Annotated in this window: 22 protein-coding genes; 10 read left to right on the top strand and 12 right to left on the bottom strand. The window is 69.2% G+C overall.

Annotation, left to right across the window (positions count from 1 at the left end; all coding sequences use genetic code 11):
- Positions 1 to 10: 10 nt before the first annotated feature.
- Both HD599_RS11910 and HD599_RS11905 read right to left on the bottom strand, forming a co-directional pair.
- A complete protein-coding gene (locus HD599_RS11910) occupies positions 11 to 1339 on the bottom strand; it encodes an MFS transporter (RefSeq protein WP_184237817.1) in 1329 nt (442 codons plus the stop codon).
- 66 nt (positions 1340 to 1405) lie between these two features.
- The gene (locus HD599_RS11905; protein ID WP_221420498.1) at positions 1406 to 1966 is read right to left on the bottom strand and encodes a TetR/AcrR family transcriptional regulator; all 561 of its coding nucleotides are present in this window, start codon (positions 1964 to 1966) and stop codon (positions 1406 to 1408) included.
- A gap of 95 nt (positions 1967 to 2061) precedes the next feature.
- Between HD599_RS11905 and HD599_RS11900 the strand changes: the two genes are divergently transcribed.
- Together HD599_RS11900 and HD599_RS11895 are read left to right on the top strand one after the other, a co-directional pair.
- Positions 2062 to 2904, top strand: a complete 843-nt coding sequence (locus HD599_RS11900) for an alpha/beta fold hydrolase (protein WP_184237813.1) — start codon at positions 2062 to 2064, stop codon at positions 2902 to 2904.
- Positions 2905 to 3003: 99 nt separating this feature from the next.
- Positions 3004 to 3828 carry an SDR family NAD(P)-dependent oxidoreductase gene (locus tag HD599_RS11895; protein WP_184237811.1) on the top strand — a complete coding sequence of 275 codons (825 nt, stop codon included), beginning with the start codon at positions 3004 to 3006 and terminating at the stop codon, positions 3826 to 3828.
- A gap of 39 nt (positions 3829 to 3867) precedes the next feature.
- On the opposite strand, the gene HD599_RS11890 is transcribed toward HD599_RS11895, so the two are convergent.
- Genes HD599_RS11890 through HD599_RS11880 form a run of 3 tightly spaced genes read right to left on the bottom strand, consistent with a single transcriptional unit; the run spans position 3868 to position 5959 of the window.
- Positions 3868 to 4698, bottom strand: a complete 831-nt coding sequence (locus tag HD599_RS11890) for an SDR family NAD(P)-dependent oxidoreductase (RefSeq protein WP_184237809.1) — start codon at positions 4696 to 4698, stop codon at positions 3868 to 3870.
- On the bottom strand, positions 4695 to 5339 hold the full coding sequence (locus HD599_RS11885; protein ID WP_184237807.1) for an acetoacetate decarboxylase family protein: 645 nt from the start codon (positions 5337 to 5339) through the stop codon (positions 4695 to 4697). Before HD599_RS11885 ends, HD599_RS11890 begins: the two co-directional genes overlap by 4 nt.
- A complete protein-coding gene (locus HD599_RS11880; protein WP_184237805.1) occupies positions 5336 to 5959 on the bottom strand; it encodes a TetR/AcrR family transcriptional regulator in 624 nt (207 codons plus the stop codon). The genes HD599_RS11885 and HD599_RS11880 overlap by 4 nt, the downstream gene beginning before the upstream one ends.
- A gap of 106 nt (positions 5960 to 6065) precedes the next feature.
- On the opposite strand from HD599_RS11880, the gene HD599_RS11875 reads away from it, so the two are divergent.
- Both HD599_RS11875 and HD599_RS11870 read left to right on the top strand, forming a co-directional pair.
- Positions 6066 to 7097: an XdhC family protein gene (locus HD599_RS11875; protein ID WP_184237803.1), complete on the top strand. Its 1032-nt coding sequence runs from the start codon at positions 6066 to 6068 to the stop codon at positions 7095 to 7097.
- Between the two features lie 4 nt (positions 7098 to 7101).
- Entirely contained in the window at positions 7102 to 7431 is a 330-nt protein-coding gene (locus HD599_RS11870) for a DUF3467 domain-containing protein (RefSeq protein WP_184237801.1), read from the top strand.
- Between the two features lie 209 nt (positions 7432 to 7640).
- Here HD599_RS11870 and HD599_RS11865 read toward each other — a convergent pair whose 3' ends face one another.
- The gene (locus tag HD599_RS11865) at positions 7641 to 10337 is read right to left on the bottom strand and encodes a molybdopterin-dependent oxidoreductase (protein WP_184237799.1); all 2697 of its coding nucleotides are present in this window, start codon (positions 10335 to 10337) and stop codon (positions 7641 to 7643) included.
- Complete coding sequence (locus tag HD599_RS11860; RefSeq protein WP_184237797.1) at positions 10334 to 11137, bottom strand: FAD binding domain-containing protein; 804 nt, start codon at positions 11135 to 11137, stop codon at positions 10334 to 10336. Before HD599_RS11860 ends, HD599_RS11865 begins: the two co-directional genes overlap by 4 nt.
- A gap of 122 nt (positions 11138 to 11259) precedes the next feature.
- Here HD599_RS11860 and HD599_RS11855 point away from each other — a divergent pair, with 122 nt between their 5' ends.
- The 3 genes from HD599_RS11855 to HD599_RS11845 are packed head-to-tail and all read left to right on the top strand — an operon-like array spanning position 11260 to position 15380.
- Positions 11260 to 14514, top strand: coding sequence for a lamin tail domain-containing protein (locus tag HD599_RS11855; RefSeq protein WP_184237795.1), 3255 nt, complete (start codon positions 11260 to 11262; stop codon positions 14512 to 14514).
- A 38-nt stretch (positions 14515 to 14552) separates the two neighbouring features.
- Positions 14553 to 15020 carry a hypothetical protein gene (locus tag HD599_RS11850; protein WP_184237793.1) on the top strand — a complete coding sequence of 156 codons (468 nt, stop codon included), beginning with the start codon at positions 14553 to 14555 and terminating at the stop codon, positions 15018 to 15020.
- A gap of 3 nt (positions 15021 to 15023) precedes the next feature.
- Positions 15024 to 15380, top strand: coding sequence for a hypothetical protein (locus HD599_RS11845; protein ID WP_184237791.1), 357 nt, complete (start codon positions 15024 to 15026; stop codon positions 15378 to 15380).
- Between the two features lie 69 nt (positions 15381 to 15449).
- Here HD599_RS11845 and HD599_RS11840 read toward each other — a convergent pair whose 3' ends face one another.
- From HD599_RS11840 to HD599_RS11825, 4 genes are all read right to left on the bottom strand, one after another.
- Positions 15450 to 16346, bottom strand: a complete 897-nt coding sequence (locus HD599_RS11840; protein WP_246376186.1) for a glycine betaine ABC transporter substrate-binding protein — start codon at positions 16344 to 16346, stop codon at positions 15450 to 15452.
- Positions 16347 to 16452: 106 nt separating this feature from the next.
- Complete coding sequence (locus HD599_RS11835) at positions 16453 to 17394, bottom strand: ABC transporter permease subunit (RefSeq protein WP_184237789.1); 942 nt, start codon at positions 17392 to 17394, stop codon at positions 16453 to 16455.
- A complete protein-coding gene (locus tag HD599_RS11830; RefSeq protein ID WP_246376706.1) occupies positions 17391 to 18608 on the bottom strand; it encodes a quaternary amine ABC transporter ATP-binding protein in 1218 nt (405 codons plus the stop codon). Before HD599_RS11830 ends, HD599_RS11835 begins: the two co-directional genes overlap by 4 nt.
- Before the next feature lie 328 nt (positions 18609 to 18936).
- Positions 18937 to 19341, bottom strand: coding sequence for a DoxX family protein (locus HD599_RS11825; protein WP_184237787.1), 405 nt, complete (start codon positions 19339 to 19341; stop codon positions 18937 to 18939).
- 83 nt (positions 19342 to 19424) lie between these two features.
- On the opposite strand from HD599_RS11825, the gene serA reads away from it, so the two are divergent.
- Complete coding sequence (gene serA, locus HD599_RS11820; protein ID WP_184237785.1) at positions 19425 to 21014, top strand: phosphoglycerate dehydrogenase; 1590 nt, start codon at positions 19425 to 19427, stop codon at positions 21012 to 21014.
- 209 nt (positions 21015 to 21223) lie between these two features.
- Positions 21224 to 22387 carry a glycerol dehydrogenase gene (locus tag HD599_RS11815; RefSeq protein ID WP_184237783.1) on the top strand — a complete coding sequence of 388 codons (1164 nt, stop codon included), beginning with the start codon at positions 21224 to 21226 and terminating at the stop codon, positions 22385 to 22387.
- A gap of 80 nt (positions 22388 to 22467) precedes the next feature.
- Here the strand turns inward: HD599_RS11815 and HD599_RS11810 are convergent, their stop codons facing one another.
- Entirely contained in the window at positions 22468 to 23022 is a 555-nt protein-coding gene (locus HD599_RS11810; protein WP_184237781.1) for a TetR/AcrR family transcriptional regulator, read from the bottom strand.
- A 59-nt stretch (positions 23023 to 23081) separates the two neighbouring features.
- On the opposite strand from HD599_RS11810, the gene HD599_RS11805 reads away from it, so the two are divergent.
- A complete protein-coding gene (locus HD599_RS11805; RefSeq protein ID WP_184237779.1) occupies positions 23082 to 24596 on the top strand; it encodes an MFS transporter in 1515 nt (504 codons plus the stop codon).
- The last annotated feature ends 7 nt before the right edge of the window (positions 24597 to 24603 follow it).

Genomic DNA, 24603 nt, shown 5'->3' with positions numbered 1-24603 from the left:
GACCTCAACGTTAGGGCTTCGGGTCGAGGGCGTCGTAATCGCGGAACGACGCGTTGATGCGCACGAGGATCGCGACGGCGGCGATGATGATGACGCCGCCGAGCAGCGACGGCAGCCAGAACAGCATGGTCGCGGCGACGAGGCCGATGTAGGCGTCGCCGAGGCGAGGCCCGCCCGTGACGACCACGATGTAGATGCCCTGCGTGCGGCCGCGCATCGCGTCGGGCACCGCCGATTGCAGCATCGTGTTGCGGAACACGGCGCTGATGTTGTCGGCCGCTCCCGCCCCGGCGAGGGCGATCGACGCGATCAGCAGCGCGGGCAGGTTCGCGGTGGAGAGCGAGTCGGTGATCGACCCGCTGGGCTGGGTGCCGAGCGGCAGCAGCACGAGGCCGAAGAGCAGCATCGAGGCCCCGTAGGCGATGACGGCATTGCGGATGGCGCGGCCCTGCCAGCGCACGTGCCCGAGCCGTCCGGAGAACAGGGAGCTGAGCAGCGTGCCGACCGCTCCGGCCGCGAAGAGGATGCCGACCGTGACCGCGCCGCCGCCGATGACGAGTGCGCCGACCGCGGGGTAGAGCACGCGGGCCATGCCGAACGTCATGGCGAAGAGGTCGATGAGGAAGCCGAGGCGGATGTTGGGAGCACGCCGCAGGAACCCGATGCCCTCGACGAGCGCCGGGATGCCGCGCACGGCCGAGCCGCCCTCGGGCTTGATCGGGGGAAGCGTGAGGATGCCGGTGAACGCGGCGAGGAACAGCACGGCGTCGATCGTGTACGTCCACTGGATGCCGACCGTGGCGACGAGCACGCCCGCGATCGCGGGGCCGAGCGTGATGGCGACTCCCATGCTGATTCCACCCAGGGCGGATGCCGCGGGGAGCAGCGGCTTCTCCACCAGACGCGGCACGATCGCCGCCCGGGTCGCGCCCACGATGGTGGTCGACACGGCGGTGAGGGTTGTCAGCGCGTAGTACAACCAGAGCACCTCGATATGGAACCAGGCGAGACCCGCGAGGCCGAGCACCGAGATCCACGCGACGGTCTCGGCGACGATCGCGACGATGCGCCGGTCGAAGGTGTCGGCGAGCACGCCGCCGTAGAGGCCGGCGATGATCATCGGCAGCAGGCCGATCACGCCGACGAGCGCGACGGCGCCGGTCGAGCCGGTGAGCTGGAAGATGTGCAGGCCGACCGCGACGACGGTCATCTGGCTGCCGACGCCGGCGATGCCCGTGCCGAGCCAGAGTCGGAAGAACGCGGGGCTGCGACGGAAGGGGGTCAGATCGACGAAGTGGCTACGGCGAACCGTTGTCTGCGGTTCGGTAGGGATGCTCACCCCTTATTGAAACAGGTTTCGACAGGCTCGACCCGCTGAGGCGGATCGAGCCTGTCGAAATCCCGCTTACTCGGGCAACGCCGCCGCGATCAACACCGCCGCCGCCGCGCGTGCGTGGGCCGCGGCATCCGGCGTTCCCGAAATCGCGGCGGTCGTCTGGGCTCCCTCGGCGAGGATCGCGAGCTGGGGTGCGAGCGACGCGGGTCCGCCGGCCTGCTCGACGAGGTCGGCGACGTAGGCCTGGAACGACTCCTTGTGCTCGCGCGCGGCCGCCGCGACCGTCGGAGCGACGGCGCCGAGCTCGCCGAACGAGTTGATGAAGGCGCAGCCGCGGAAGTCGTCCTGGTTGAACCAGCCGGCGAGGAAGTCGTAGATGGCGAGCAGCTTGTCGCGCGGCGTCGTCGCGGTCTCGGCCGACGCGAGGATGCCGCTGGTCCAGGTCGCGTTGCGCTCGCGGAGCACGGCCATCAGCAGAGTCTCTTTCGAGGGGAAGAGCGAGTACATGCGCTTGAGCGAGATGCCGGCCGCCGACCGTACCTCGTCCATGCCGACCGCCTGCACTCCGCGGCCGTAGAAGAGCGCGCTCGCCGCGTTCACCACGGTGTCGCTCGCTGTTGCGTCATCCATCATTTATCTCCCCTTGTGCTGAGAACCAGCGTTCTCTAGTATAGCTACCACGACCTGAGAACGACCGTTCTCAGCCGTATTCGAGAGGAAAAACAATGTCAGTCATCACCGTCGGCACCGAGAACTCGACCTCCATCGACCTGCACTACGAAGACCACGGCACCGGCCAGCCCGTCGTTCTCATCCACGGGTACCCGCTCGACGGCACCTCGTGGGAGCGCCAGCAGCGCGAGATCCTCGCCGCCGGCTACCGCGTCATCACCTACGACCGCCGTGGCTTCGGCAAGTCCAGCCAGCCGACCGTCGGCTACGACTACGACACTTTCGCGGCCGACCTCGACACCGTGCTCACCACGCTCGACCTGACCGACGTCGTGCTCGTGGGCTTCTCGATGGGCACCGGCGAGGTGGGCCGCTACGTCGCGACCTACGGCACCGACCGCATCGCGAAGATCGCCTTCCTCGCGCCGCTCGAGCCCTTCCTGCTGCACACAGACGACAACCCCACCGGCGTTCCGCAGGACGTCTTCGACGGCATCGCCGCCTCCGCCAAGGGCGACCGCTTCGCCTGGTTCACCGGCTTCTACGAGAACTTCTACAACCTCGACGAGAACCTCGGCAGCCGCATCAGCCAGGAGGCCGTGACCGCCAGCTGGAACACCGCCACCAACAGCGCACCCCTCGCCGCCTACGCCGTCGTGCCGACCTGGATCGAAGATTTCCGGGCGGATGTCGCGAAGGTCCGTGCCTCGGGCGTGACGAGCATCATCGTGCAGGGCACCGAAGACCGCATCCTGCCGATCGACTCGAGCGGACGCCCGTTCCACGCCCCGTTCCCCGAGAGCGAGTACGTCGAGATCGAGGGCGCCCCGCACGGCTTCCTCTGGACCCACGCCGACGAGGTCAACGAGGTGCTGCTGGGCTTCCTCGCGAAGTAGCGCGTTCCCGGTTTCGACAGGCTCAACCCGCTAGCGCGGATTGAGCCTGTCGAAATCGCCACCTGCTCCGAATCCCCAGCAAACACCGAGGGGGAACACGTGGCAGGCAGGACCATCATCATCACGGGCGCGAGCGACGGCATCGGCGCCGCGGCGGCCAGAGCACTGACATCGGCGGGCGACTCGGTCGTGGTCGTCGGACGCTCGGCGGAGAAGACCGCGGCGGTCGCGGCGGAGCTAGGGGCCGAATACCACGTCGCCGACTTCTCCCGGCTCGCCGACGTGCGCGCGCTCGCCGCGACGCTCCTCGAGAGCTACCCGCGCATCGACGTGCTCGCCAACAACGCCGGCGGCATCATGGGCGAGCGCGAGCTCACCGTCGACGGGCACGAGAAGACGCTGCAGGTGAACCACCTCGCGCCGTTCCTGCTGACCACGCTGCTGCTCGACCGCCTCATCGAGAGCCGCGCGACCGTCATCAACACGGCGAGCGTCGCCAACACGCTCTTCGGCAACCTCGACATCGACGACCTCGGCAACGAGAAGCGCTACTCGCCCAACAAGGCGTACGGCGACGGCAAGCTCGCGAACATCCTGTTTACCCGCGAGCTGGACCGCCGGTACAGGGGCCACGGCATCACGACGGCCGCGTTCCACCCGGGACTCGTCGCCACGAGCTTCGCCTCGAACACCACGAGTCTGCTCCGCCACGTCTACGGACTCGTGCTGTCTCGCTTCCTTATCTCGCCCGCGAAGGGCGCGGACACCCTCGTCTGGCTCGCCACCCCCGGCACCTCGTGGAAGAGCGGCGGCTACTACACACGTCGCAAGCTCGACAGGGCGAACAAGCAGGCGGATGACGCGGCTCTCGCCGCGCGCCTGTGGGAGAAGAGCGCGTCCCTGGTCGCCCTCCCCGCCGATTGAGCCTGTCGAAATACTTCGTGCGTCCGGGTGTCGACATGCTCAACCCGCTGGCGGCTCGATCCCCAGCTTCCGCTCGTACTCCGCCCGCGCCTCCGGGTCGCCGCCGAGACCGATGCGGTCGGTGCCCACCCGGTCGTCGAGCCAGTCCTGCACTCCGGTCGGCAGCAGCCGCGACATCCTCAGCACCGGTCCCAGATAGCCGGGAACGTAGCTGGCGAACGAGCGGCGTTTGATCGCGCGCATCGCGGCGCGGCTCACGAGCTCGGCCGAGACCGCGCCGAAGCCGGGAGGGGCTGTGATGCCCGCGCCCATCGCGGTGTTCGCGAGGTTGGGCATGATCACCGAGACGTGCACGCCGGTGCCGCGCAGTTCGCGCCGCAGCGCGTCGCTGTAGCCGATGACCGCGGCCTTCGACCCGGAGTACACGGCGAGACCGGCGAGCGGCTTGATGCCGGTAGCGCTCGCGATGTTGACGATGTGGCCGCGGCGACGCTTCATCATGCGCGGCAGTACGACCGCCGTCAGGTCGACGACGGCGCGGAAGTCGACGTCGACGATCGCGTCGACGGTCGAGCTGGTCTGCCGGGTGAACGGTCCGGTCGGCATCACCCCGGCGTTGTTGACCCACACGTCGATCGGACCGATGTCGGTCTCGATCGACCGCACCAGTTCGCGCACGAGTTCGCCGTCGGTGACGTCGAGCCGCACGGCGCTGACCGTCGACCCGATCTCCGCGGCCGTGCGTTCGGTCGCCGCCAGGTCGAGGTCGCCGATGACGACGCGGTAGCCGCGGATATACAGGTCGTGCGCGATCGTGCGCCCGATTCCCCGGGCGCCGCCGGTGACCACGGCGACGGCGAGTCTCTTCATTCCCGCTCCACCTTCATGCCGAAGACGATCGACGCCTCGCGCACCGCGAAGCTCGTGAACGGCCGGCGGCCGGCGAGGTAGCCGAGCTCGCCGCGGCCGTCGAACGACCACTGTGCCGAGAGTGAGGAGATACGGCCGGCCACCCGGTTGTGCGAGAGGATGCTGCCCGACGCCGTGCGCTGCACGATCGGCAGGCGCAACTGGCGCACCCCGGGAACGATCGTGCTGCCGAAGGCGGCCATCACGCTCACGGCCTCCGTGGTCGAGACCGTCATGCTCGTCGTCGCCGCCTCGGGGGTCTCGCTGCGTTCGAAGGTGGCGAGTTCCTTGGGGATTCCCCACAGGGTGCGGCCGCCCTCCATCGACTCGGCGCTGTCGACCCAGATCTGCGGGATCGTGATGCGCAGCCGTCCGCGCTGCAGGCTGGGCACGGCGACGAGCAGTTCGTCGTAGCTGAGCACTCCGCCGGGCGTGTAGTTCGCGAATGCCACGCCGATCAGCACGCGTCGGCCGACGCGGAACGGGCGCGCGTTGTCGGGGACGGATGCCAGCAGGCAGCTGGGCAGGTCGGCCGCCGGCACCAGGAAGGCGGAGGCCAGCAGGGATCCGCCGAGGTACCAGGGTTCGGGTGGGTAGCTCATCGCACGCCCGCCTCGGACGCGTGGTGCAGGGCGGTGTGGCGCGCGGCCGCCTCGGTCACGCCGAACGCGTCGAATACCGCGGTGACCGTGCGTTCGAGATCGGGGGAGCGTGACTCCGGCCCGTGCGCGAGTTCCATCAACAGCACGCCGTAGAACGACTGGGCGATCGCGAGCCCGCCGCCCGGACCGGGCGCGAACGGTGCGAAGACCTCGCTGAGCGATTCCACGAAGGCGCGGCTGTGGTCGCGCAACCGGGGTTCGCGCGAGGCGGCCAGTGCGAGTTCGAAGGTCACCGCGGCGGTCGGCGACGCTCCGCTGCGCTGTTCGTCGATGTAGGCGAGGCAGGTGTCGACGAGCGACAGCCGGCCCTCGAGGATCTCGGACCGCAGCGCGCTGATGCGAGCCACAGCGATCGATGCGGCGTGCTGCATGGTGGCCGAGAGCAGTTCCGCCCGGGTGCCGAAGTGGTAGGTCGTCGAGGCCAGGGACGCGCCGGCGCTCGCCGCGACGGTGCGCTGGGTGGCCGCGGCGACTCCGCTCTCGGCGATGATGCGCATCGCGGCGTCGAGCAGCGCCTCGCGGGTCTTTTCGCCGCGCGCGAGGCGGCCGTCACGGGTCATGCCCGCGATTCTATTAGTACGATCGTGCAGGTTGTTGCCCGTGACGCAATCGTGACGAATCGTGCATCGAAACGCGAACGAAACCCGCGCGTGAGACAGTGGGAGCATGTTTGAAATCGCGCACCGCATGCTCGCGGCGATCGACACCGGCCGCCCCCTCGTGGTCGCCACCGCCGTGTCGATCCAGGGCAGCGCACCTCGCACCGTCGGCACTTCGATGGCGTACGACGGCGACTCGGTGATCGGCTCGATCGCGGGCGGCTGCGTCGAGGGCGCGGTCGTCTCGGTGGCCGAACTCGTGTTCGAGGACGGCGTCGGCCGCACGGTCGAGTACGGGGTGAGCGACGAGTCGGCCTTCGCCGCCGGCCTCACCTGCGGCGGCCAGTTGCGCATCCGGGTCGAACCAGTCACCCCCGAAATCGAGGCGGCCCTGCGCGGCGCCGCGGCCGAAAAACCGACTGGCGTCTGGACCCTGGTCAGCGGCGATGCCGCGGGCTACGAGGACCGCGTCGCCGCCGAACTCACCGCGCGCGTCTCGCTCGGCGAATCGGCGCTCAGCGTGATCGACTGCGACGGGCGGCCGGCCGAGGTGTTCTTCGAGGTGTCGACGCCCGCGCCGCGCATGATCGTCTTCGGCGCGATGGAGTTTTCGACCGCACTGGCGGCCGCGGCATCCGCCCTCGGCTACCGGGTGACCGTCTGCGACCCGCGCCCGCTCTTCACGACCCCGGTGCGGTTCCCGACGGCCGAGGTCGTCGTGCAGTGGCCCACGACCTGGTTGCCGACGACGCCGGTCGACGAGCGCACCGTCATCTGCGTGCTCTCGCACGACGACCGCTACGACGCCGAGCTCATCGCGCAGGCGCTCGCCCTGCCGGTGGCCTTCGTCGGCGCGATGGGCAGCCGCCGCACGCACGAACGCCGGCTCGCGAGCCTGCGCGACCGCGGGGTGCACGAGGAGGCGATCGCCCGGCTACGCTCGCCGATCGGCCTCGACCTCGGCGCGAGCACGCCCGAGGAGACCGCGATCTCGATTCTCGCCGAGGTGATCGCCGCCCGCACGGGAGGCACAGCGCGCCCGCTGCGCGACTCAGACGGGACGATTCATCGCGGACGCGCAGCCGCTCTCTTAGACTGAACACATGTCAGAGAACGAGCCGCCGCGCACTTTCAAGATCGACCTCCCGCCCACCGCGGTCGCCGGCCTGTTCGCCGATTTCGCCAGCGTCTGGCACACCCCGAACGTCTTCGTGATGGACTTCGTCGCCCTCACGCAGCCGCCGCAGCCGACCGTCGACCCCGAGAGCGGCGCCGAGTCGATCCTGGTCCCGGGGCAGGTCGTGAGCCGCATCCGCATCCCACCGGAGCAGGTGTTCGAGCTCGCCAAGGCCCTCGCGCAACAGCTCGAGGCGTGGGAGCGCGAGACCGGCAAGAAGGCGCCCGAGAAGCCGCTGTTCGGCGAGATTATCTAGTCATAGTGGATTGAGCCCGTCGAAATCCGTCCCGGCGATCGGTTGGGGGATTTCGACGGGCTCCATCCGACTCGGTCAGTGCTTTCGGGAGCCGTCATCGGCGGCAAAGTGCTGCTCCGGGGATGCGGGAAGAGCACTTTGCCGCCGATGACGACGCCGGCCACCGCCAACGAGCCACCTCGGAGGCGGATTCGACGGGCTCAATCCGCCTAGGGGTTCAGCAGCCGCCACAGCCGGTCGCGCGACATCGGCAGCTCCATCGGCCGCACGCCGACCGCGTCGCGGATCGCGTTGGCCAGCGCCGGTGCCACCGGGTTGTACGGCGCCTCGCTCATCGACTTCGCCCCGAGCGGCCCCATGCCGTCGTGGGTGTCCGCGAAGAACACCTCGGTCTCGGGGATGTCGGCGAACTGCGGCACGTGGTAGTTGCGGAACGCGGTCGTCGTGACCCGTCCCTCGCCGTCCATCAGCATTTCCTCGTACAGCGCGGTGCCGATGGCCTGCGCGGTGCCGCCCTCGATCTGACCCCGCAGTTGCTCCGGGTTGAGCACCGTCCCGGCATCCGCCGACTGTACCGACTGCAGAATCCGCACCTCGCCGGTCGCCGAATCGACCGCGACCCGGAACCCGTGCACGTTGAACGCCACCGAGCGCGGTGTGCCGTCGTGGCTGCCGTCGGCGATCAGCGGGCCTTTGTCGAGCAGGGCGGATGCCGCGACCAGCCGGTCCCCGACGAGCACACCACCGCTGACCACGGTACGGATGCCCTCCGACGCGTCGATCGTGGCAGCCCGCTCGACCATGGCGGCCGCGAGCTTGGTCGCCGCGGCGAGAAGGGCTTTTCCGGCCACGACCACGCCGGCCGAGCCGAAGGCGCCGGTGTCGTAGCGGGCGACATCCGTGTCTGACTGACGGATGCGCACGCGGTCGACGGTCGTGCCGAGCGCGGTCGCGACGAGCTGGGTGTGCACGGTCGTGGTGCCGTTGCCGAACTCGGCGGTGCCCACATTGATCTCGTAGCTACCGTCGTCGAGCAGAGCGATCGAGGTGTCGGCGAAGTGGCCGCGCGGCGGCACGGTCGCGATCATCGCGATGCCGACGCCGGTGCCGACCGACCAGGTGGGGCCGGTCGGGGCGACCGCGGAGTTGCCGCGCGCGAGCGCCGCCTCGACGAGGTCCATGCACTGGTCGAGGCCGTAGCTGCCGACGACGAGGTCGCTCTCCTCGTGCGGGTCGGTGACGACCATGGCGTCGCCGGGCACGATGACGTTACGGCGGCGCAGCTCGAGGGCGTCGATGCCGAGTTTGCGGGCCAGCTCGTCCATCGCGGACTCGACCGCGAAGATGACCTGGCCGAGGCCGTAGCCACGGAACGCGCCCGACGGCAGGTTGTTCGTGTACACCGACTCGGCGTCGACGCGCTTGTTGGCGCAGCGGTAGATCGCGAGCGATTCCCCCACGCTGTGGAACATCACGCCGACGCCGTGGTTGCCGTAGGCGCCGGTGTCCATGAGCTCGTCGACGGCCATCGCGGTGAGGGTCCCGTCGGCGGTGGCGCCGAGCGTGACGGTCAGTCGCATGGGATGACGCGGCGAAGCGATCGTGAACTCGTCGCCGCGCGTGAACTCGTACTGCACCGGGCGTCCGGTCTTCAGCACGGCGAGGGTCACCAGATCTTCGGTGAACAGCTCCTGCTTGCCGCCGAAGCCGCCGCCGACGCGCGCGGTGAACACGCGCACAGTCTCGGGCGCGAGGTCGAAGATGTGGCACAGCTCGTCGCGCACGAGGTACGGCACCTGCGAGCTGGTGCGCAGCGTGAGCCGGCCGTCCGCGTCGACCCAGCCGCGCGTCGCGTGCGTCTCGAGCGCGGCGTGCGCCACCCGCTGGGTCTGCCAGGTGCCGGTGACGACGGCGTCGGCCGCAGCGAGGGCCGCGTCGACGTCGCCCATCTCGCCGTGCAGCTGCGCCAGCACGTTGCGGCCGGGTTCGGAGATGCGGGACTCGGGGCCCCGTTCCGCGTGGAGCAGGGGAGCGCCGGGGCGGCGGGCCGCATCGGGGTCGAACACGGCTGGCAGTTCTTCGTACTCGACGACGATCGCGTCGAGCGCGCGCTGCGCGATCGCGACGGTGTCGGCGACGACGGCGGCGACGCGCTGGCCGCGGAAGCGCAGCACGGTATCGAACACGAGGGTGTCGTCGGGGTCGTCGGTGCGCATCTCGTGGCGGCCCGTGGAGAAGCGTGTCGTGGGGGAGTCGCGGTGGGTCAGCACGAGCTGCACACCGGGCAGCGCTTCGGCGGCCGTCGTGTCGATCGACAGGATGCGCGCGTGGGCGTGCGGGCTCTTCAGGACGGCGAGGTGCAGAACGGCGGTGGTGCGGGTGTCGAGCGTGTACTGCTCCTGCCCGGTCGCGACACGCATGCCGGCGGGCGCGCGCACCGACCGGCCCGCGGCGTCTCCGGCGGGCGCGTGCTCGGTGTTGCTGACGCCGCAGATGGCGTCCTTGATCGAGCGGTAGCCGGTGCAGCGACAGAGGTTGCCCTTGAGCAGGCGGGGCAGATCCTCCTTGTCCTCCTCGGTGAAGGTGGACGCGGTGACGATCATGCCGGCCGTGCAGAAGCCGCACTGGAACCCGGCGGCGTCGACGAAGCTCTGCTGCATGGGGTGCGGGTGGTCGGGTGTGCCGAGTCCGCTCACGGTGGTCACTCGCGCGCCCTCGAGGCGGTGCGCGGGGTAGATGCAGGAGTGGATCGGTTCGCCCTCGAGCAGCACGGAGCACGCGCCGCAGTCGCCGGCGTCGCAGCCCTTCTTGACCTCGAAGTGGTCGAGGTCGCGCAGCAGGGTGCGCAGTACCTGGCCGGGCTGCGGGTTGGCGTCGACGCTCTCGCCATTGATCTCGAACCTCATACGGTCAGCTCCTCGCGTAGCTCTTCTGCGAACAGCAGGCTCATGGCGCGGCGCCAGTCGGCTGCGCCGTGCGGGTCGGTGAACCAGCTGTCGACCGCCTCGACGGAGGCGCGCAGGGTCGCCGCGTCGGGCAGCGCCTCGAAGCGCAGCACCTCGGGACGTGTGGTGCCGCCCGTGACGGTGAACACGGCCTCGCCGCCCGCGTCGAGCCGGGCGATGACGAGGGTGCCGGTGCGGCCGAGCGGGGAGAGGGCGATGCGGCGGAACCCGGTGCGCGCCTCGAGGCTGGAGCGCGGGATCTCGATCGACCGCAGCACCTCGCCGGGCAGCAGCGCGTTCTCGCGGTTGCCCGTGACGAACCGCGACACCGGCATACGCCGCTCGGCGCCGTCGGGGCCCCAGACGACGGCCGCGGCATCCAGCGCACTGCCCAGGGAGATCATCGGGCCGGCGGGCAGCGACGTGCAGATGTTGCCGCCGACGGTGGCGACGTTCCAAATCTTGAAGCTGGCGAGCAGCGAGTTGGCGGTCTGCCCGAACAGCGGGTGGGCGCCCCATCCGTCGTGCGCGGGGATGCGCGAGAGTTCGGCGATCGTGCAGGTGGCGGCGATCTCGAGGCCCGTCTCGGTTTCGACGACCGACGGCCAGCCGAGGGCGGTCAGGTCGACCAGGCCGGTCAGCCCGGGCTGCTCCTCGGAGAAGAGCCAGGTGCCGCCGCCGAGAGGGAGTTCTCCGGGCGCGAAGACGATGTCGTCGCGGGTGTGCGCCACGCGGATTTCGCGCACTGTGATGAGGTCCATGGTGCCTACGAGTCAACATCATCCGTGTGACGGTGGTGTAACGCCGCGCCCGCAGAAGAGTGTTCACCGCCCACACACCGCCGCGCCACGACTCGTACACGCCCGCCGCCCACTCTTGAGCCGTGCGCCAGAGACTGATCGCCGCCCTGCTCGTCACCGCCTTCGCGACGGCGGGGGTGATCACCACCCCGCAACCCGCGCTCGCCGCGGCTCCCGGTACCGGAACCGTGCTGTTCAACGAACTCTCCAACGGCGGTCCGCGCTCCGACTCCGACACCTTCTTCGAGCTGCGCAACTGGGGCGACACCGCGGTCGACCTCACGGGCTGGAGCGTCTACCGCTGCAGCGTGCAGGGCCTGCGCGCCAACGTCGGCCGCACCGAGGGCGACCTCGGCGGCGTCGTGCTGCAACCCGGGGAGATCGTCACGGTGAGCAAGATCGGCATGCCCGGCGACCTGCACATGAGCCAGCCCTTCTCCGTGCTCGGCTTCGGGCTCTATTTAGAGGGGCCGGATGGCGCGCTCGCCGATGCCGTCGGCGTCTACCCGAACGAGCCGTGGCCGACCGAGAGCGAGTGCACGGTCGGCGACAACCTGACGAACTCGTTGAACTTCGCGGCCGACGAGAGCTGGCAGCGCGTCGCCGCGACCGGCGACACCGGCCGCGACTTCGTGGTGGCGACATCGACGATCGGCGAGCAGAACGCGACCCGCGAGACGCCGCGCGCCGACACGAGCGTCGTGATCTCCGAGATCGCCGCGTCGGGTCCGGCCGCGGTGGACGACGAGTTCGTGGAGCTCGAGAACACGTCGGACGAGACCGTCGACCTCGGCGGCTGGCAGGTCTACCGGTGCACGGCCTCCGGGCGGCTGCGCCCCGACACCCACGAGCTGACCGTGCCCGATGGCACTTCGCTCGCGCCGGGCGAGCGCTGGGTGCTCGGCGGCCCGGGTTTCGCCGGCGAGGCGGACGCGACCTACGGGCGACACCTCGCCGACGTGGCATCCGGTGTTCTCATCCAGGACAGCGAGGGACTGCTCGTCGACCGCGTCGCGACGTCGGGCTACGGCGACAGCGCCTGTCAGGACGACGACGCGAAGCTGCCCGCCGTGCTCGACTTCGTCGCGGGCGAGTCGTACCAGCTGACCGACGACGGCTTCGTCGTCGCCGAACGCACCCCCGGGAAGCGCAACCGCACGGTCGCCTCGAGCGTCTTCGCCGAGAGCTTCGCCTACGACGAGGAACCGGGCATCGCGATCAGCGAGGTCGCGACCGACCCGATCGACCAGCTGCCGGCCGACGTCAGCCCGAACAACTTCGTCGAACTCGCGAACTACGGCGAGACGACCGTGGACATCGGCGGGTACGAGATCCGGCGCTGCGAGGTGAGCGGCATCCGCAGCCGCGAGCCGCAGGTCACCGTGCCCGCGGGGACCGAACTCGAGCCCGGCGAGACCTACCTCGCCGCCCGCGCCGGCACCGCCGCAGCGGCCGGAGCCGACGCGACCTACGACACCTCGCTCAACTTCCTCGGCGCCGGCGTCTGGATCGCCGACGACAACGGCGACCGCGTCGACAGCCTGGGCGCGTACGCGATGAACGAGATGGACCAGAGCCTCGTCACCCCGAGCCCCTGCACCAAGGGCGTCGGCATGGCCACCTTCGCCCCCGACCGGCTGCTCGGCGAGACCTTCCAGCGCACCCGGTTCACGGGCGTCGACGACGACGACTTCCTGGTCGCCGCGGCCACGCCGGGCGAACTCGATCAGCACGAGTGGGTCGACCCCACGCTGCGCGTGCCGACCGAGGTGGTCGAGATCACACCGACCGTCGCCGCCGTCGAGACCCCGTCGGCCGGGGAACCGGCCGCCGTGCTGGCGAGTTTCAGCGGCGTGAGCGACGGGCCGCTCGAGACCCGCGTCGGCGCCGACGAGACCGTGGGCATCGAGGCCCCGGCGACCGACGACGCCTGGGCGTACCCGTACCAGCGGTTCGAGCTCGACGCGCGCGACCTCGCCGCCGGGTCGACGGTCGAGTGGCGCGGCAGCACGGTCGGCCGCAACGAGATCCAGCTGAGCGTGTGGTCTGCCGCGTCATCCGAATGGCGTCTCCTGGATGCCGGGACGGAGCTGCTCAGCGGAGAGCTCGAGCGCGGCGACCTCGACGACGGAACGGTGACCCTGCTCGCCCAGAACGGGCCGCGCACCGGGGCCACGCTCGCCGCCGAGCCCGACGGCGAGCTCGAGACGCCCGGCGACTACGACCTGGCGATCTCGCACATCACCGACACGCAGTACCTCTCCGAGTCGTACCCGGCGGTGTACGCGGAACTCGTCAGCTGGATCGCCGACAACGCCGAGGCCCGCGACATCGCCTTCGCGACGCACACCGGCGACCTCGTGCAGAACTGGGTCGACCCGAACCAGGACGACGTGCGGGCCCGCCGCGAGTTCGAGCGGGCGAGCGCCATCCAGGCGATCCTCGACGACGCGGGAGTACCGAACAGCGTGCTGCCCGGCAACCACGACAACAAGCGCGGCGTCGACAACGACCTTTTCAACGAGTACTTCGGCCCGTCGCGCTATGCCGACGCGGCGAGCTACGGCGGGTCGATCGGCGAGGGCGACAACAGCGCCAACTACTCGACGTTCGAGCAGGCCGGCGCGAAGTTCCTGATGCTCTCGCTGCCCTACGCCTACGGCGGCGACGTCATCGACTGGGCCTCGGACGTGGTGACGAGCCACCCCGACCACAACGTCGTCGTTTCGACGCACGAGCACGTGACGCCGAAGAGCGACCTCGAAGACGCACACCGGTCGTCGAGCTCGCGCTGGGTGTCGAACGGGCAGAAGCTCTGGGACGAGGTGATCGCCCCCAACCGCAACGTCGTCGTCGTTCTGTCCGGGCACTTCCACGGGCTCGGCCAGATCCGCACCGAGAACGCCGGCGGCATCGAGGGGCACGACGTGGTCGAGCTGCTCGCCGACTACCAGGAGTTCCGCACGCACACGGGCGAGCGCGCGACCGGCTTCCAGCGGCTGCTGCAGATCGACCTCTCGAGCTCGACCATCGCGGTCGACACGCTGTCGGTGCGGCTCGGGGCGAGCGCGAGCTTCGAGTACGACTACCCGCAATTCAAGACGGACAACGGGCTGTCGAACTCGATCTCGAACGTGCGGCCGTGGAACGTGGTCGCCGCCGGACTGCAGGACAGATACACCGTCGACGACGACGAGTTCGCCGCGTCGGCGAGTTTCCAATACGCGAAGAGCGTCGAGACCGGGCAGATCACGGTGACGACTCCGGCGACGGATGCCGCGTCCCTGCAGTCGAGCGCCGGTGACGACTGGGCGAGGGCCGTCGACCCCGCCGCCTGACGGGCGGTCGCCCAGCAGGCGAGCGGTATTCTTGCGCCATGAGCTCGAACCCCCCGACCGACGACGACCTCGTCGACGACGACGGCCCCGATGAGGCGCTGAGCTGGGGTGACGAGCGGGACGCGAGCTATGTCGCGGGACCGGCCGCTGCGCCCGACAGCCCCTCGACAGACTCAGACCCTTCGACGGGTTCAGGGACCGACGACGAGGACGCCCCCGCGGCGACGAGCTCGTTCCTGCTCGTCAGCTACGGCATCCTCGCGGGTGTCTACGGCCTGTACACGATCGGCTGGCTCACCTCGGTGCTGCGCGGCAGCGGGACGATGTCGACCGTGCTCGGCGAGATCATGTTCCAGCTCGGCGAGTTCCTCTCGATCGCGGCACCGCCGCTCTGGTTCGCCTCGGTGCTCTTCCTCACCCGCGGCCGCAAGCCGATCGTGCGCCTCGGCTGGCTCGTGGTCGGGCTCGTGCTGCTGGTGCCGATTCCGTTCATCATGGGGAGCTAGACCGTGACCGACAACACAACGACCGAGGCCGTCGACGGTGCAACCACCCGCCGCCGCTTCGGAGTGCTCGGTGCCACCGTCGCCATCCTCTTCGGCCTTCTCTACGCCTACGACCTGTGGGAGGCGATCAACAACGCCATCGAGCTGCCCAAGGCCTACGAGCAGATCGCCGCTCTCGGCGTGGACGTCGGCGAGGTGCCGTGGACACTCATCATCGTGGGCATCGCCATCCCGCCGCTGGTCTACCTCGCGGCGCTCGTGTTCGGCCGTCGTCGCAACGCCTTCGGCAAGGCCGTGTACTTCGCGGTCGGTCTCGCGCTCGTCGCCGTGCTGTCGCTCGACATCATCGCGCTGGCCTGACCCTCACGCGGCACGAAAAACGGCCCCACCGCGATGCGGTAGGGGCCGTTTCGGCGAAGCGCGTCGTGACTAGCTCGTCAGCCCGTCCACGTACTCCTGATTGTCTTCGATCCACTTCTCGACGATGGGCGCGTAGTCCGAGCCCTCGTAGTCGACGAACATCGCCTGCTCGAGCGAGTAGAGCGTGTCGAGGTCCATCTCGAAGTTGTCCATCCACTCGGCGACCTGCGGGTAGTCGGTGGAGAAGTCGGCCTTGCCGAACGCGTGCAGGCTCTCGAGGTCGGCGAGGGTTCCCTCGGGGTCCTCGAGCGTCTTGATCGGGAACGCGGAGTTAGCCCAGTGCGGCTCCCACAGCGTCACGACGATGTTCTCGCCGTTGTCGGTCGCGGCGGTGAGCGCCGTGAGCATGGCGGCGGTCGAAGAGGTCTGGAAGTCCATGCTCTCGAGACCGTAGCCCGGGATGACGCGCTCTTCCATCGCGGCGGTGAGGCCGGCTCCGGGCTCGATGCCGACGATCTCGTTGTTGAACAGGTCGGCGTTGTCGGCGAGCTCCGCGAGCGAGTCGATCGGGGCGTCCTCGTTCACCGCGACGGTGAGCTTGGACTCCTCGTTCCAGGCGCCGAGGTCGGTGATGTCGTCGCCGTACGAGTCGAGGTACGCGGCGTGGGTGTCGGGCAGCCAGACGTCGAGCGTCAGGTCGTAGTCGCCCTTCGAGAGACCGAGGAAGACGGGGGCGGCGTCGGCGTACGAGAGTTCGACGTCGTAGCCCTTCTCGTCGAGGATGGCCTTCCACAACTCGGACGCGGCGATGCCCTCGTCCCAGCCGTTGAACACGGCGAGGTCGAGCGACTTGACGTCGTCGTTGCCGTCGCCGACGGTCTCGGCGGGGCCGGCCGACGCGCAGCCCGCGAGCGCGAGCATGCTCACGGCGCCCACGGCGATGAATGAGGTGTAACGGTTCTTCAAGGTGTTCTGCCTTTCATTGGCCGACTTGGGGCCGACCGCGATTGGAGATTGCAGGAGCGGGAAGCTCCGGGTCACGGACGCGAACGCGCCCGTAAGCGGGGAGGGGTCAGGCGTCGACGAGCTCGCGCTCGCGGGGGGCCTGGCCGGGAGTGGCCGACGTCTCGGCGGCGGCCTTCGCGAGACGTGCCGAACCGCGTCGTGCGAGCACGCGTCCGAGCGGGGTGTCGCCGCCGCCGAGAGCGGCGGTGAGCCGGTCGAGGAAGATGGCGAGGATGACGACCGACAGGCCGGCCTCGAAACCGAGGGCGACGTCGATGCGGTTGAGGCTCGCGACGACGGGCTGGCCGAGACCGCCTGCGCCGACCATGCCGGCGATGACCACCATGGAGAGCGACAGCATGATGACCTGGTTGATGCCGGCCATGATGCTCGGCATCGCGAGGGGCAGCTGGATCTGGCGCAGGATGCGCCACGGCGAGGCGCCGAACGCCTGGCCGGCCTCGACGACCTCGGAGTCGACGCCGCGGATGCCGAGCTCGGTGAGACGCACGCCCGGAGCCACGGCGAAGATGATCGTCGCGACGACGCCGGGGACGACCCCGATGCCGAACAGGATGAGCGCGGGGATCAGGTAGACGAAGGCGGGCATCGTCTGTGTGAGGTCGAGGATCGGGCGCAGGAAGTTTGACGTCGTGCGGCTCTTGGCCGCGGCGATACCGAGCGGCACGGCGATCAGGATCGCGATGATGCTGGCGACGAGAACGAGCGCCAGGGTGTCCATGGCGTTGTCCCACTGGTCGACGCCGACGATCAGGGCGAGCCCGATCACGGTGCCGATCGCGAACTTCCAGCCACGTGCGGCGAAGCCGAGAACGGCCAGCACGACGATGATCACCCAGAACGGCGGGGTCGAGAAGACCACGTCGACGCCCTCGTAGGCTCCGGCGACGACCGTCGCGACGAAGTCGAAGAGGAACCCGAAGGTGTCGGTGATGAAGTCGATGATGTCTTCGACCCAGCGGCCGAGGGGGATTCTGAAGTCGTTCACAGGTCTGCTCCTTCGAGAGTCGTATCGAGCAGGGTCTCGGTCATCTCGCTCATCGTGATGGTCGGCGGGCCCTCGATGGCGGTGAATTCGCCGGTCGCCGTGCTCACGTTGCCGAGGGCGGCGAGCAGGGTGACGCGGGGGATGACGCCGATGAGGCGCTTGCGGTCGTCGACGACGGCGATCGGCAGGTCGCTGCCGACCGACAGCTCGACGAGGTCGACCACGAGGGTCTCTGGCGTCACGATGGTCGCGTCGTTGCGCACGATGGGGCGCAGGTCGCTGTCGCCGGCCTTCACCTGGCGCAGCACGTGCTTGGCGCGGGCGACGCCGCCGTAGGTGCGGTCGCGGTTGACCACGAACGTGGCGTTGGTCTGCTGGTCGCGCATCAGGCGCAGCGCGGCGCGAGGGCCGGCCGACATGTTGACGACGGCGAGTGCCGGCTCCATGACGCTCGCGGCGGTCAGGACCCGTGCCCGGTCGACATCCTGCACGAACTGGGCGACGTAGTCGTTGGCCGGGTCGGTCAGGATCTCTTCGGGCGTACCGATCTGCACGATGCGGCCGTCGCGCATGACGGCGATGCGGTCGCCGAGGAACATGGCCTCGTTGAGGTCGTGCGTGATGAAGATGATGGTCTTGCCGAGTTCGTGCTGCAGCTCGATGAGCTGCTCCTGCATCTCGCGGCGGATCAGCGGGTCGAGGGCCGAGAAGGCCTCGTCCATCAGCAGGATGTCGGTGTCGCTGGCGAGCGCCCGGCCGAGGCCGACGCGCTGCTGCATTCCGCCCGACAGCTGAGAGGGGAGGCTGTTCTGGCGGCCGTCGAGCCCGACCAGCCGGATGATCGTGTTGGCACGCTCGAGACGCTCGGCCTTCGCGACGCCCTGGATCTCGAGGCCGTAGGCCACGTTGTCGATGACCGTGCGGTGGGGGAGAAGCGCGAAGTGCTGGAAGACCATGGACACGTTGCGGCGGCGCACCTCGCGCAGCTTCGGTGCGGGCAGGCCGGTGATGGTCGTGCCGGCGACGGCGACGCTTCCCGAGGTGGGCTCGACGAGACCGTTGAGCATGCGGATCAGGGTGGACTTGCCCGAACCGGAAAGCCCCATCACGACGAAGATCTCGCCGCGCTTCACCTCGAAGGCGGCGTCGACGACGGCGTGCGTCTGCGCCGACTTGCGGCTTCCGAAAGTCTTACTGAGGCCGGTGGCCGTCAGGATCGTTTCTGCTGTGGTTTCGCTCACGCGGGCTCCCCGAAGGCACGCGTGCAGACACCGAATCAGGGTCGTGGCACGCGTGTTCGTTACTTGTGGACGGGTAGCTCCGCGCTGCTCCGCCTCAGCCGGTTCTATGCCGGGGGCAGTGCTGGACCAATCGTCGGGATCGGGTCCGCCAGAGTCTCACCGTACGCACAAGCGGCCCGCCGAAACGGCGACCACGAGTTCGCGTCCAAGATGAATGGAAAACGTATTTCCTTCATCGAACGTAGCACGGGCGCTCCGCCGGGGCACGACGGCCGTCGTCCCCGCGGCATCCATTCGGCCTCTATACGGTGCCGAAACCGACCCATGCCAGCAGCGCGATCAGCACCACCTGTCCGGCCAATCTCGGCCAGAACGGGATGGCCCCGCGGCCGAACGTCTCCTTGTGTTTCGAAGCGTAGACGTTGGCGGGAAAAACGCAGATCAGGAAGACAATGAGAGCGAGGGATGCCGCGGCGCGGGTGGCCGGAACGGCGAGGCCGATGCCGCCGAGGATCTCGCACACGCCGGTGACGTAGACGAGGTCGATCGGGCGCGGCCAGCGGTCGCGCCGGAGAGACGGCGGAATCATTTTCGCCATGACCCGCGCGGGGCCCCCGCGGAAGTGGTTGACGCCCATTCCGACGAAGACCGCCACCAGGATCCAGAGCACGATCGTGCGTGTTACGTCGAGTGCGGCTTCGCCCATAAGCCCATTGTGCCGGGCGGTAGACTCGCAGGGTTGCGCGAATGGCGCTCACTCTCCCATTGCACCCCTAAGGACTTGTTTTCGTGGCCAAGCCGATTGTGCTCATTGCAGAAGAACTTTCACCCGCAACCGTCGAGGCCCTCGGCCCCGACTTCGACGTGCGCAACGTCGACGGGACCGACCGTCCGGCGCTGCTCTCCGCACTGTCCGAGGCCGACGCCATCCTGATCCGCTCCGCCACCAAGGTCGACGAGGAGGCCATCGCGGCCGCCCCTCGCCTCAAGGTCATCGCCCGCGCCGGTGTCGGTCTCGACAACGTCGACATCAAGGCGGCGACGACCGCCGGCGTGATGGTCGTCAACGCGCCGACCTCGAACATCATCTCCGCCGCCGAACTTACCGTCGGCCACATCATCAGCCTCTCCCGCTTCATCCCGGCCGCGCACGCGAGCCTCGCCGCCGGCACCTGGAAGCGCTCCAAGTACACGGGCGTCGAGCTCTACGAGAAGACCGTCGGCATCATCGGTCTCGGCCGCATCGGCGCGCTCATCACCGCGCGCCTGCAGGCGTTCGGCATGAACGTCGTCGCCTACGACCCCTACGTCACCTCGGCCCGCGCCCAGCAGCTCGGCGTCACGCTGCTCACGCTCGACGAACTGCTCGCGCAGAGCGACTTCATCACGATCCACATGCCGAAGACCCCCGAGACGACCGGCATGATCTCGACCGAGCAGTTCGCGCTGATGAAGCCGACCGCGTTCATCGTCAACGTCGCCCGCGGTGGACTCATCGACGAGGACGCGCTCTACGCCGCCCTCAAGTCGCAGCGCATCGCCGGCGCCGGCCTCGACGTTTTCGTCAGCGAGCCGCCACTCGAGTCGCCGCTGCTCTCGCTCGAGAACATCATCCTCACCCCGCACCTCGGTGCCTCCACCGACGAGGCCCAGGAGAAGGCCGGCGTCTCCGTCGCCAAGTCCGTGCGACTCGCGCTCGGCGGCGAACTGGTGCCCGACGCGGTCAACGTCGCCGGCGGCGTCATCGACCCCAGCGTGCGCCCCGGCATCGCCCTGGTCGAGAAGCTCGGCCAGGTCTTCTCCGGCCTCGCCGACAGCCCCGTCACCTCGATCGACGTCGAGGTGCGCGGCGAGATCGCCGAGTTCGATGTGAGCGTGCTCAAGCTCGCCGCTCTCAAGGGCATCTTCTCCGGCATCGTCAGCGAGTCGGTCTCCTACGTCAACGCTCCGCTGCTCGCCGAGCAGCGCGGCGTCACCGTGCGCCTCATCACCGAGACCGAGAGCGAGGAGTACCGCAACCTCCTCTCGATCCGCGGCGCACTGGCCGACGGTTCGCAGATCTCCGTCTCGGGAACCCTGACCGGCACCAAGCAGATCGAGAAGATCGTCGAGATCAACGGCTACGACGTCGAGGTGCCGTTCGCCGACCACCTGATCGTGATGGTCTACACCGACCGTCCCGGAATCGTCGCCGTCTACGGCAAGGAGTTCGGCGAGGCATCCATCAACATCGCGGGCATGCAGATCGCGCGCAAGGAAGCCGGGGGAGCAGCGCTCAGCGTGCTCACCGTCGACTCGCCCGCGCCCGAGGGCCTGCTCGAGAAGGTGCGCATCGCCATCGACGCCGACCTCATGCGCGAGATCGATATCGTCGAGTAGCTTGTCGGGGGTTTCGACAGGCTCAACCCGCTGTGAAGCGGATCGAGCCTGTCGAAGCCCCTTTTTTTGTGCCCGAATCTGCACGCATGTGCACCGATCGGCCGCACAACGGTTGTCGCGCGTACCGTAGAGGTGAGGGCGCTTCGCCCCCGCCACCGGTTGCTCACGAGGCGGCCGGCGTGGAAATCGAGAGATTGAAGACAACTCGCATGAGCACCACCGCCAGCACGACACCCCCCATCCGCACTGTCATGAGCCCGGGCCGCTACGTCCAGGGCAAGGGCGCTCTCGCCCGCCTCGGTGAATTCGTCGCGCAGATCGGTACCGCGCCGCTCATCATCGCCGACGACTTCGTCTGGGGCATCGCCGAGGATCAGGTCAGCGCGAGCTTCACCGCCGCCGACCTGCGCATCGAGCGCGTCGGATTCGGCCGCTTCGCCACCGCGACCGCCGTGGACGCTCTCGTCGAGAAGATCAAGGAAACGGGCACCGACGTCGTCGTCGCCGTCGGCGGCGGCAGCGCCATCGACGCCGCGAAGTCGGCCGGCCACCTCGCGGGTATCCGCTGGGTCAGCGTGCCGACCGTCGCGTCGACCGACGCACCCACGTCGGCCCTCGCCGTCATCTACACCGAGGAGGGCGAGTTCGTCGAGTACCGCTTCTTCCCGCGCAACCCCGACCTCGTGCTCATCGACACGCAGTTCGTCGCCAATGCCCCGGTCGCCTTCCTCGTCGCCGGAATCGGCGACGCCCTCGCCACCTGGCTCGAGGCGCGCGCCACTGCCGCGTCGAACTCCACGACCATGGCCGGCGGCCAGCCCACCCAGACCGGCACCGCGCTTGCCAAGCTCTCCTGGGAGATCATCCACGAGAACGCCTTCTCGGCCCTCGACGCGGTGCGCGACGGTGTCGTCACGCCGGCTCTCGAGAACCTCGTCGAGGCCAACACGCTGCTCTCGGGCCTCGGCTTCGAGTCGGGCGGACTCGCCGCGGCACACGCCATCCACAACGGCCTGACCGCCGCACCGCAGACCCATGGCCTGTCGCACGGCCAGAAGGTCAATATCGGTTCGCTCACCCAGCTCGTGCTCGAGGGTGCGCCGCGCGCCGAGATCGAGGACTTCATCGAGTTCACCACCCGCGTCGGCCTCCCGACCACCCTCACCGAGATCGGACTCACCGTCGAGGACGAGACCGAGCTGCGGGCGATCGCCGAACTGGCGACCGTCCCCACCGAGACCATCCACAACATGCCGTTCGCCGTCACGGTCGACGACGTCGTGAGCGCGCTGAAGTCGATCGAGCGCCTGTCGCGTTCGGTGCGTGCCGACCGTGGACTGGCGGAGCCGGTCAAGCACGTCGCGAAGCACTAGTCGATCTCGGCCCCTGAGCTTGTCGAAGGGTCACGTGCGGTGATGCTTCGACCCCTTCGACAGGCTCAGGGACCGCGGGCTCAGCGACCGGTGCGCGAGCGCGTCAGCTCCTCGATCGCGGTGACGACGTCGTCGAGCTCGCCCTCGGGCGTCGGCAGCTTGTCGAACGGGAACAGCGCCGCGTTGTAGTACAGCCCGTCGCCGACGAGCAGCACGATCCGGGCGATGGCCGGGTCGCCGACCGCGCCCTCGATCAGGGTGCGCCATCCCTGCTCCACGCTCGAGAGCGACGCGTTCGCCTCGGGGTAGAGCCCCGACTGCGCGAGCCGGGTCATGGCGATATACGTGCTGTCGAACGGGGTTCCGATAACGACGGACGAGCGGATGAAACGGCTGACGATACCGTCGGGAGCCGCGGCCAGCTGCTCGAGATCGCTCTCGGCCAGCCCTGTCATCCTTTCGACGAGCCCTTCGACGAGGTCCTTCTTGCCGCCGAAGTGGTAGAGCAGCCCGCCCTTGGAGACGCCCGCCTCGGTGGCCACCGCCTCGAGGGTCGCGGCGCGCTCGCCCCGGTCGATCACCACGCGTTCGAACGCGTCGAGCACCGCTTCTTTGGCTGACGTCTTCTGCACCATGCCCCCAGCGTAGCCGCGCGATCTTGCCCACTGTACCGTCCAGACGGTACAGTAAATCCATGAGCACCATCGAACACCCCCGCGTCCTCGCCTCCACCCGCCAGTGGTTCGCCCTCGGCGTGCTCATGCTGCCCACCCTGCTGGTCTCGATCGACAACACCGTGCTGAGCTTCGCGCTGCCGAGCATCGCCCGCGACCTGCGCCCGTCGGCCGCGGCCCAGCTCTGGATCGTCGACGCCTACCCGCTCGTGCTCGCGGCCCTGCTCGTGGCGATGGGCAACCTCGGCGACCGCTTCGGCCGCCGCCGCATGCTGCTCATCGGCGCCTCGGGCTTCGGCGTCGTCTCCGTGCTGGCGGCGACGGCTCAGGATGCCGCCTGGCTGATCGCCGCGCGTGTTCTGCTGGGGTTCTTCGGCGCGATGATCATGCCGTCCACCCTGTCGCTGCTGCGCTCGCTCTTCGTCGACCGCCGTCAGCGCCGCCTCGCCATCGCGATCTGGGCGACGGGCTTCTCGGCCGGTTCCGCCGTCGGCCCGCTCGTCGGCGGTGTCCTGCTCGAGCACTTCTGGTGGGGCTCCGTGTTCCTCATCGCGGTGCCGTTCCTGCTGCCGCTTCTGGTGTTCGCGCCGCTGCTCATCCTCGAATCGAAGGACCCGGCGCCCGGCCCGTTCGACCTCGTCAGCATCCTGCTCTCCATGCTCGCGCTCGGCCCCGCGGTCTACGCGATCAAGTCGATCGCGACCGAGGGCTTCGGCGTGGTTCCCGTGCTGCTGATCGCCGTCGGCATCGCGGCGGGCACCCTGTTCGTGCGCCGCCTGCTGAAGCAGGACAACCCGATGCTCGACATGAAGCTGTTCCGCGTGCCGTCGTTCAGCGGCGCCGTCGTGGTCAACCTGGTCAGCGTGTTCTCGCTCGTCGGATTCCTGTTCTTCATCACGCAGCATTTGCAACTCGTGGTGGGGCTGAGCCCGTTCGACGCCGCGATAGCGCTCGCGCCCGGCACCGTCGTCATCATCGTGGCGGGCCTCGCCATCGTGCCCGTCGTGCGCCGGATCCGGCCGGGCTACCTGATGGCCTTCGGGCTCTCGCTGTCGCTCGTCGCGTACGCCTCGGTCGCGATCGTCGGGGGAGGGACGACGACGCTGAGCCTCATCCTCGCGTTCTGTGTGCTCGGTGCGGGGATCGGTGCGGCCGAGACGCTCTCGAACGACCTGATCATCTCGAGCGTTCCCGCAGACAAAGCGGGTGCGGCATCCGGCGTCTCGGAGACCGCCTACGAACTCGGCGCCGTCCTCGGAACCGCGGTCCTCGGCAGTATCCTCACCGCGTCGTACCGGTCGTCGGTCGTGATCCCCGGTTCCGTGACGGGCGCCGATGCGACGGCGGCCCGGGAGACCCTGGGCGGCGCGGTCGAGGTCGCGTCGACGCTGCCGGGCGCGGTGGGCGACAGCCTGCTCGCGTCGGCGCGGGCGGCGTTCGACTCCGGCGTGGTCGTCACCTCGTGGGTCGCGGCGGCACTGATGGCGGTCGCGATCACGGTGACGCTGGTCACGCTGCGCAAGCCGCGGGGTTGACGCGAAA

Source organism: Conyzicola lurida (assembly GCF_014204935.1).
GTDB lineage: Bacteria > Actinomycetota > Actinomycetes > Actinomycetales > Microbacteriaceae > Conyzicola > Conyzicola lurida.
Note: the sequence above shows the minus strand (reverse complement) of the source record. Positions and strands in the feature narration are given on the sequence as shown.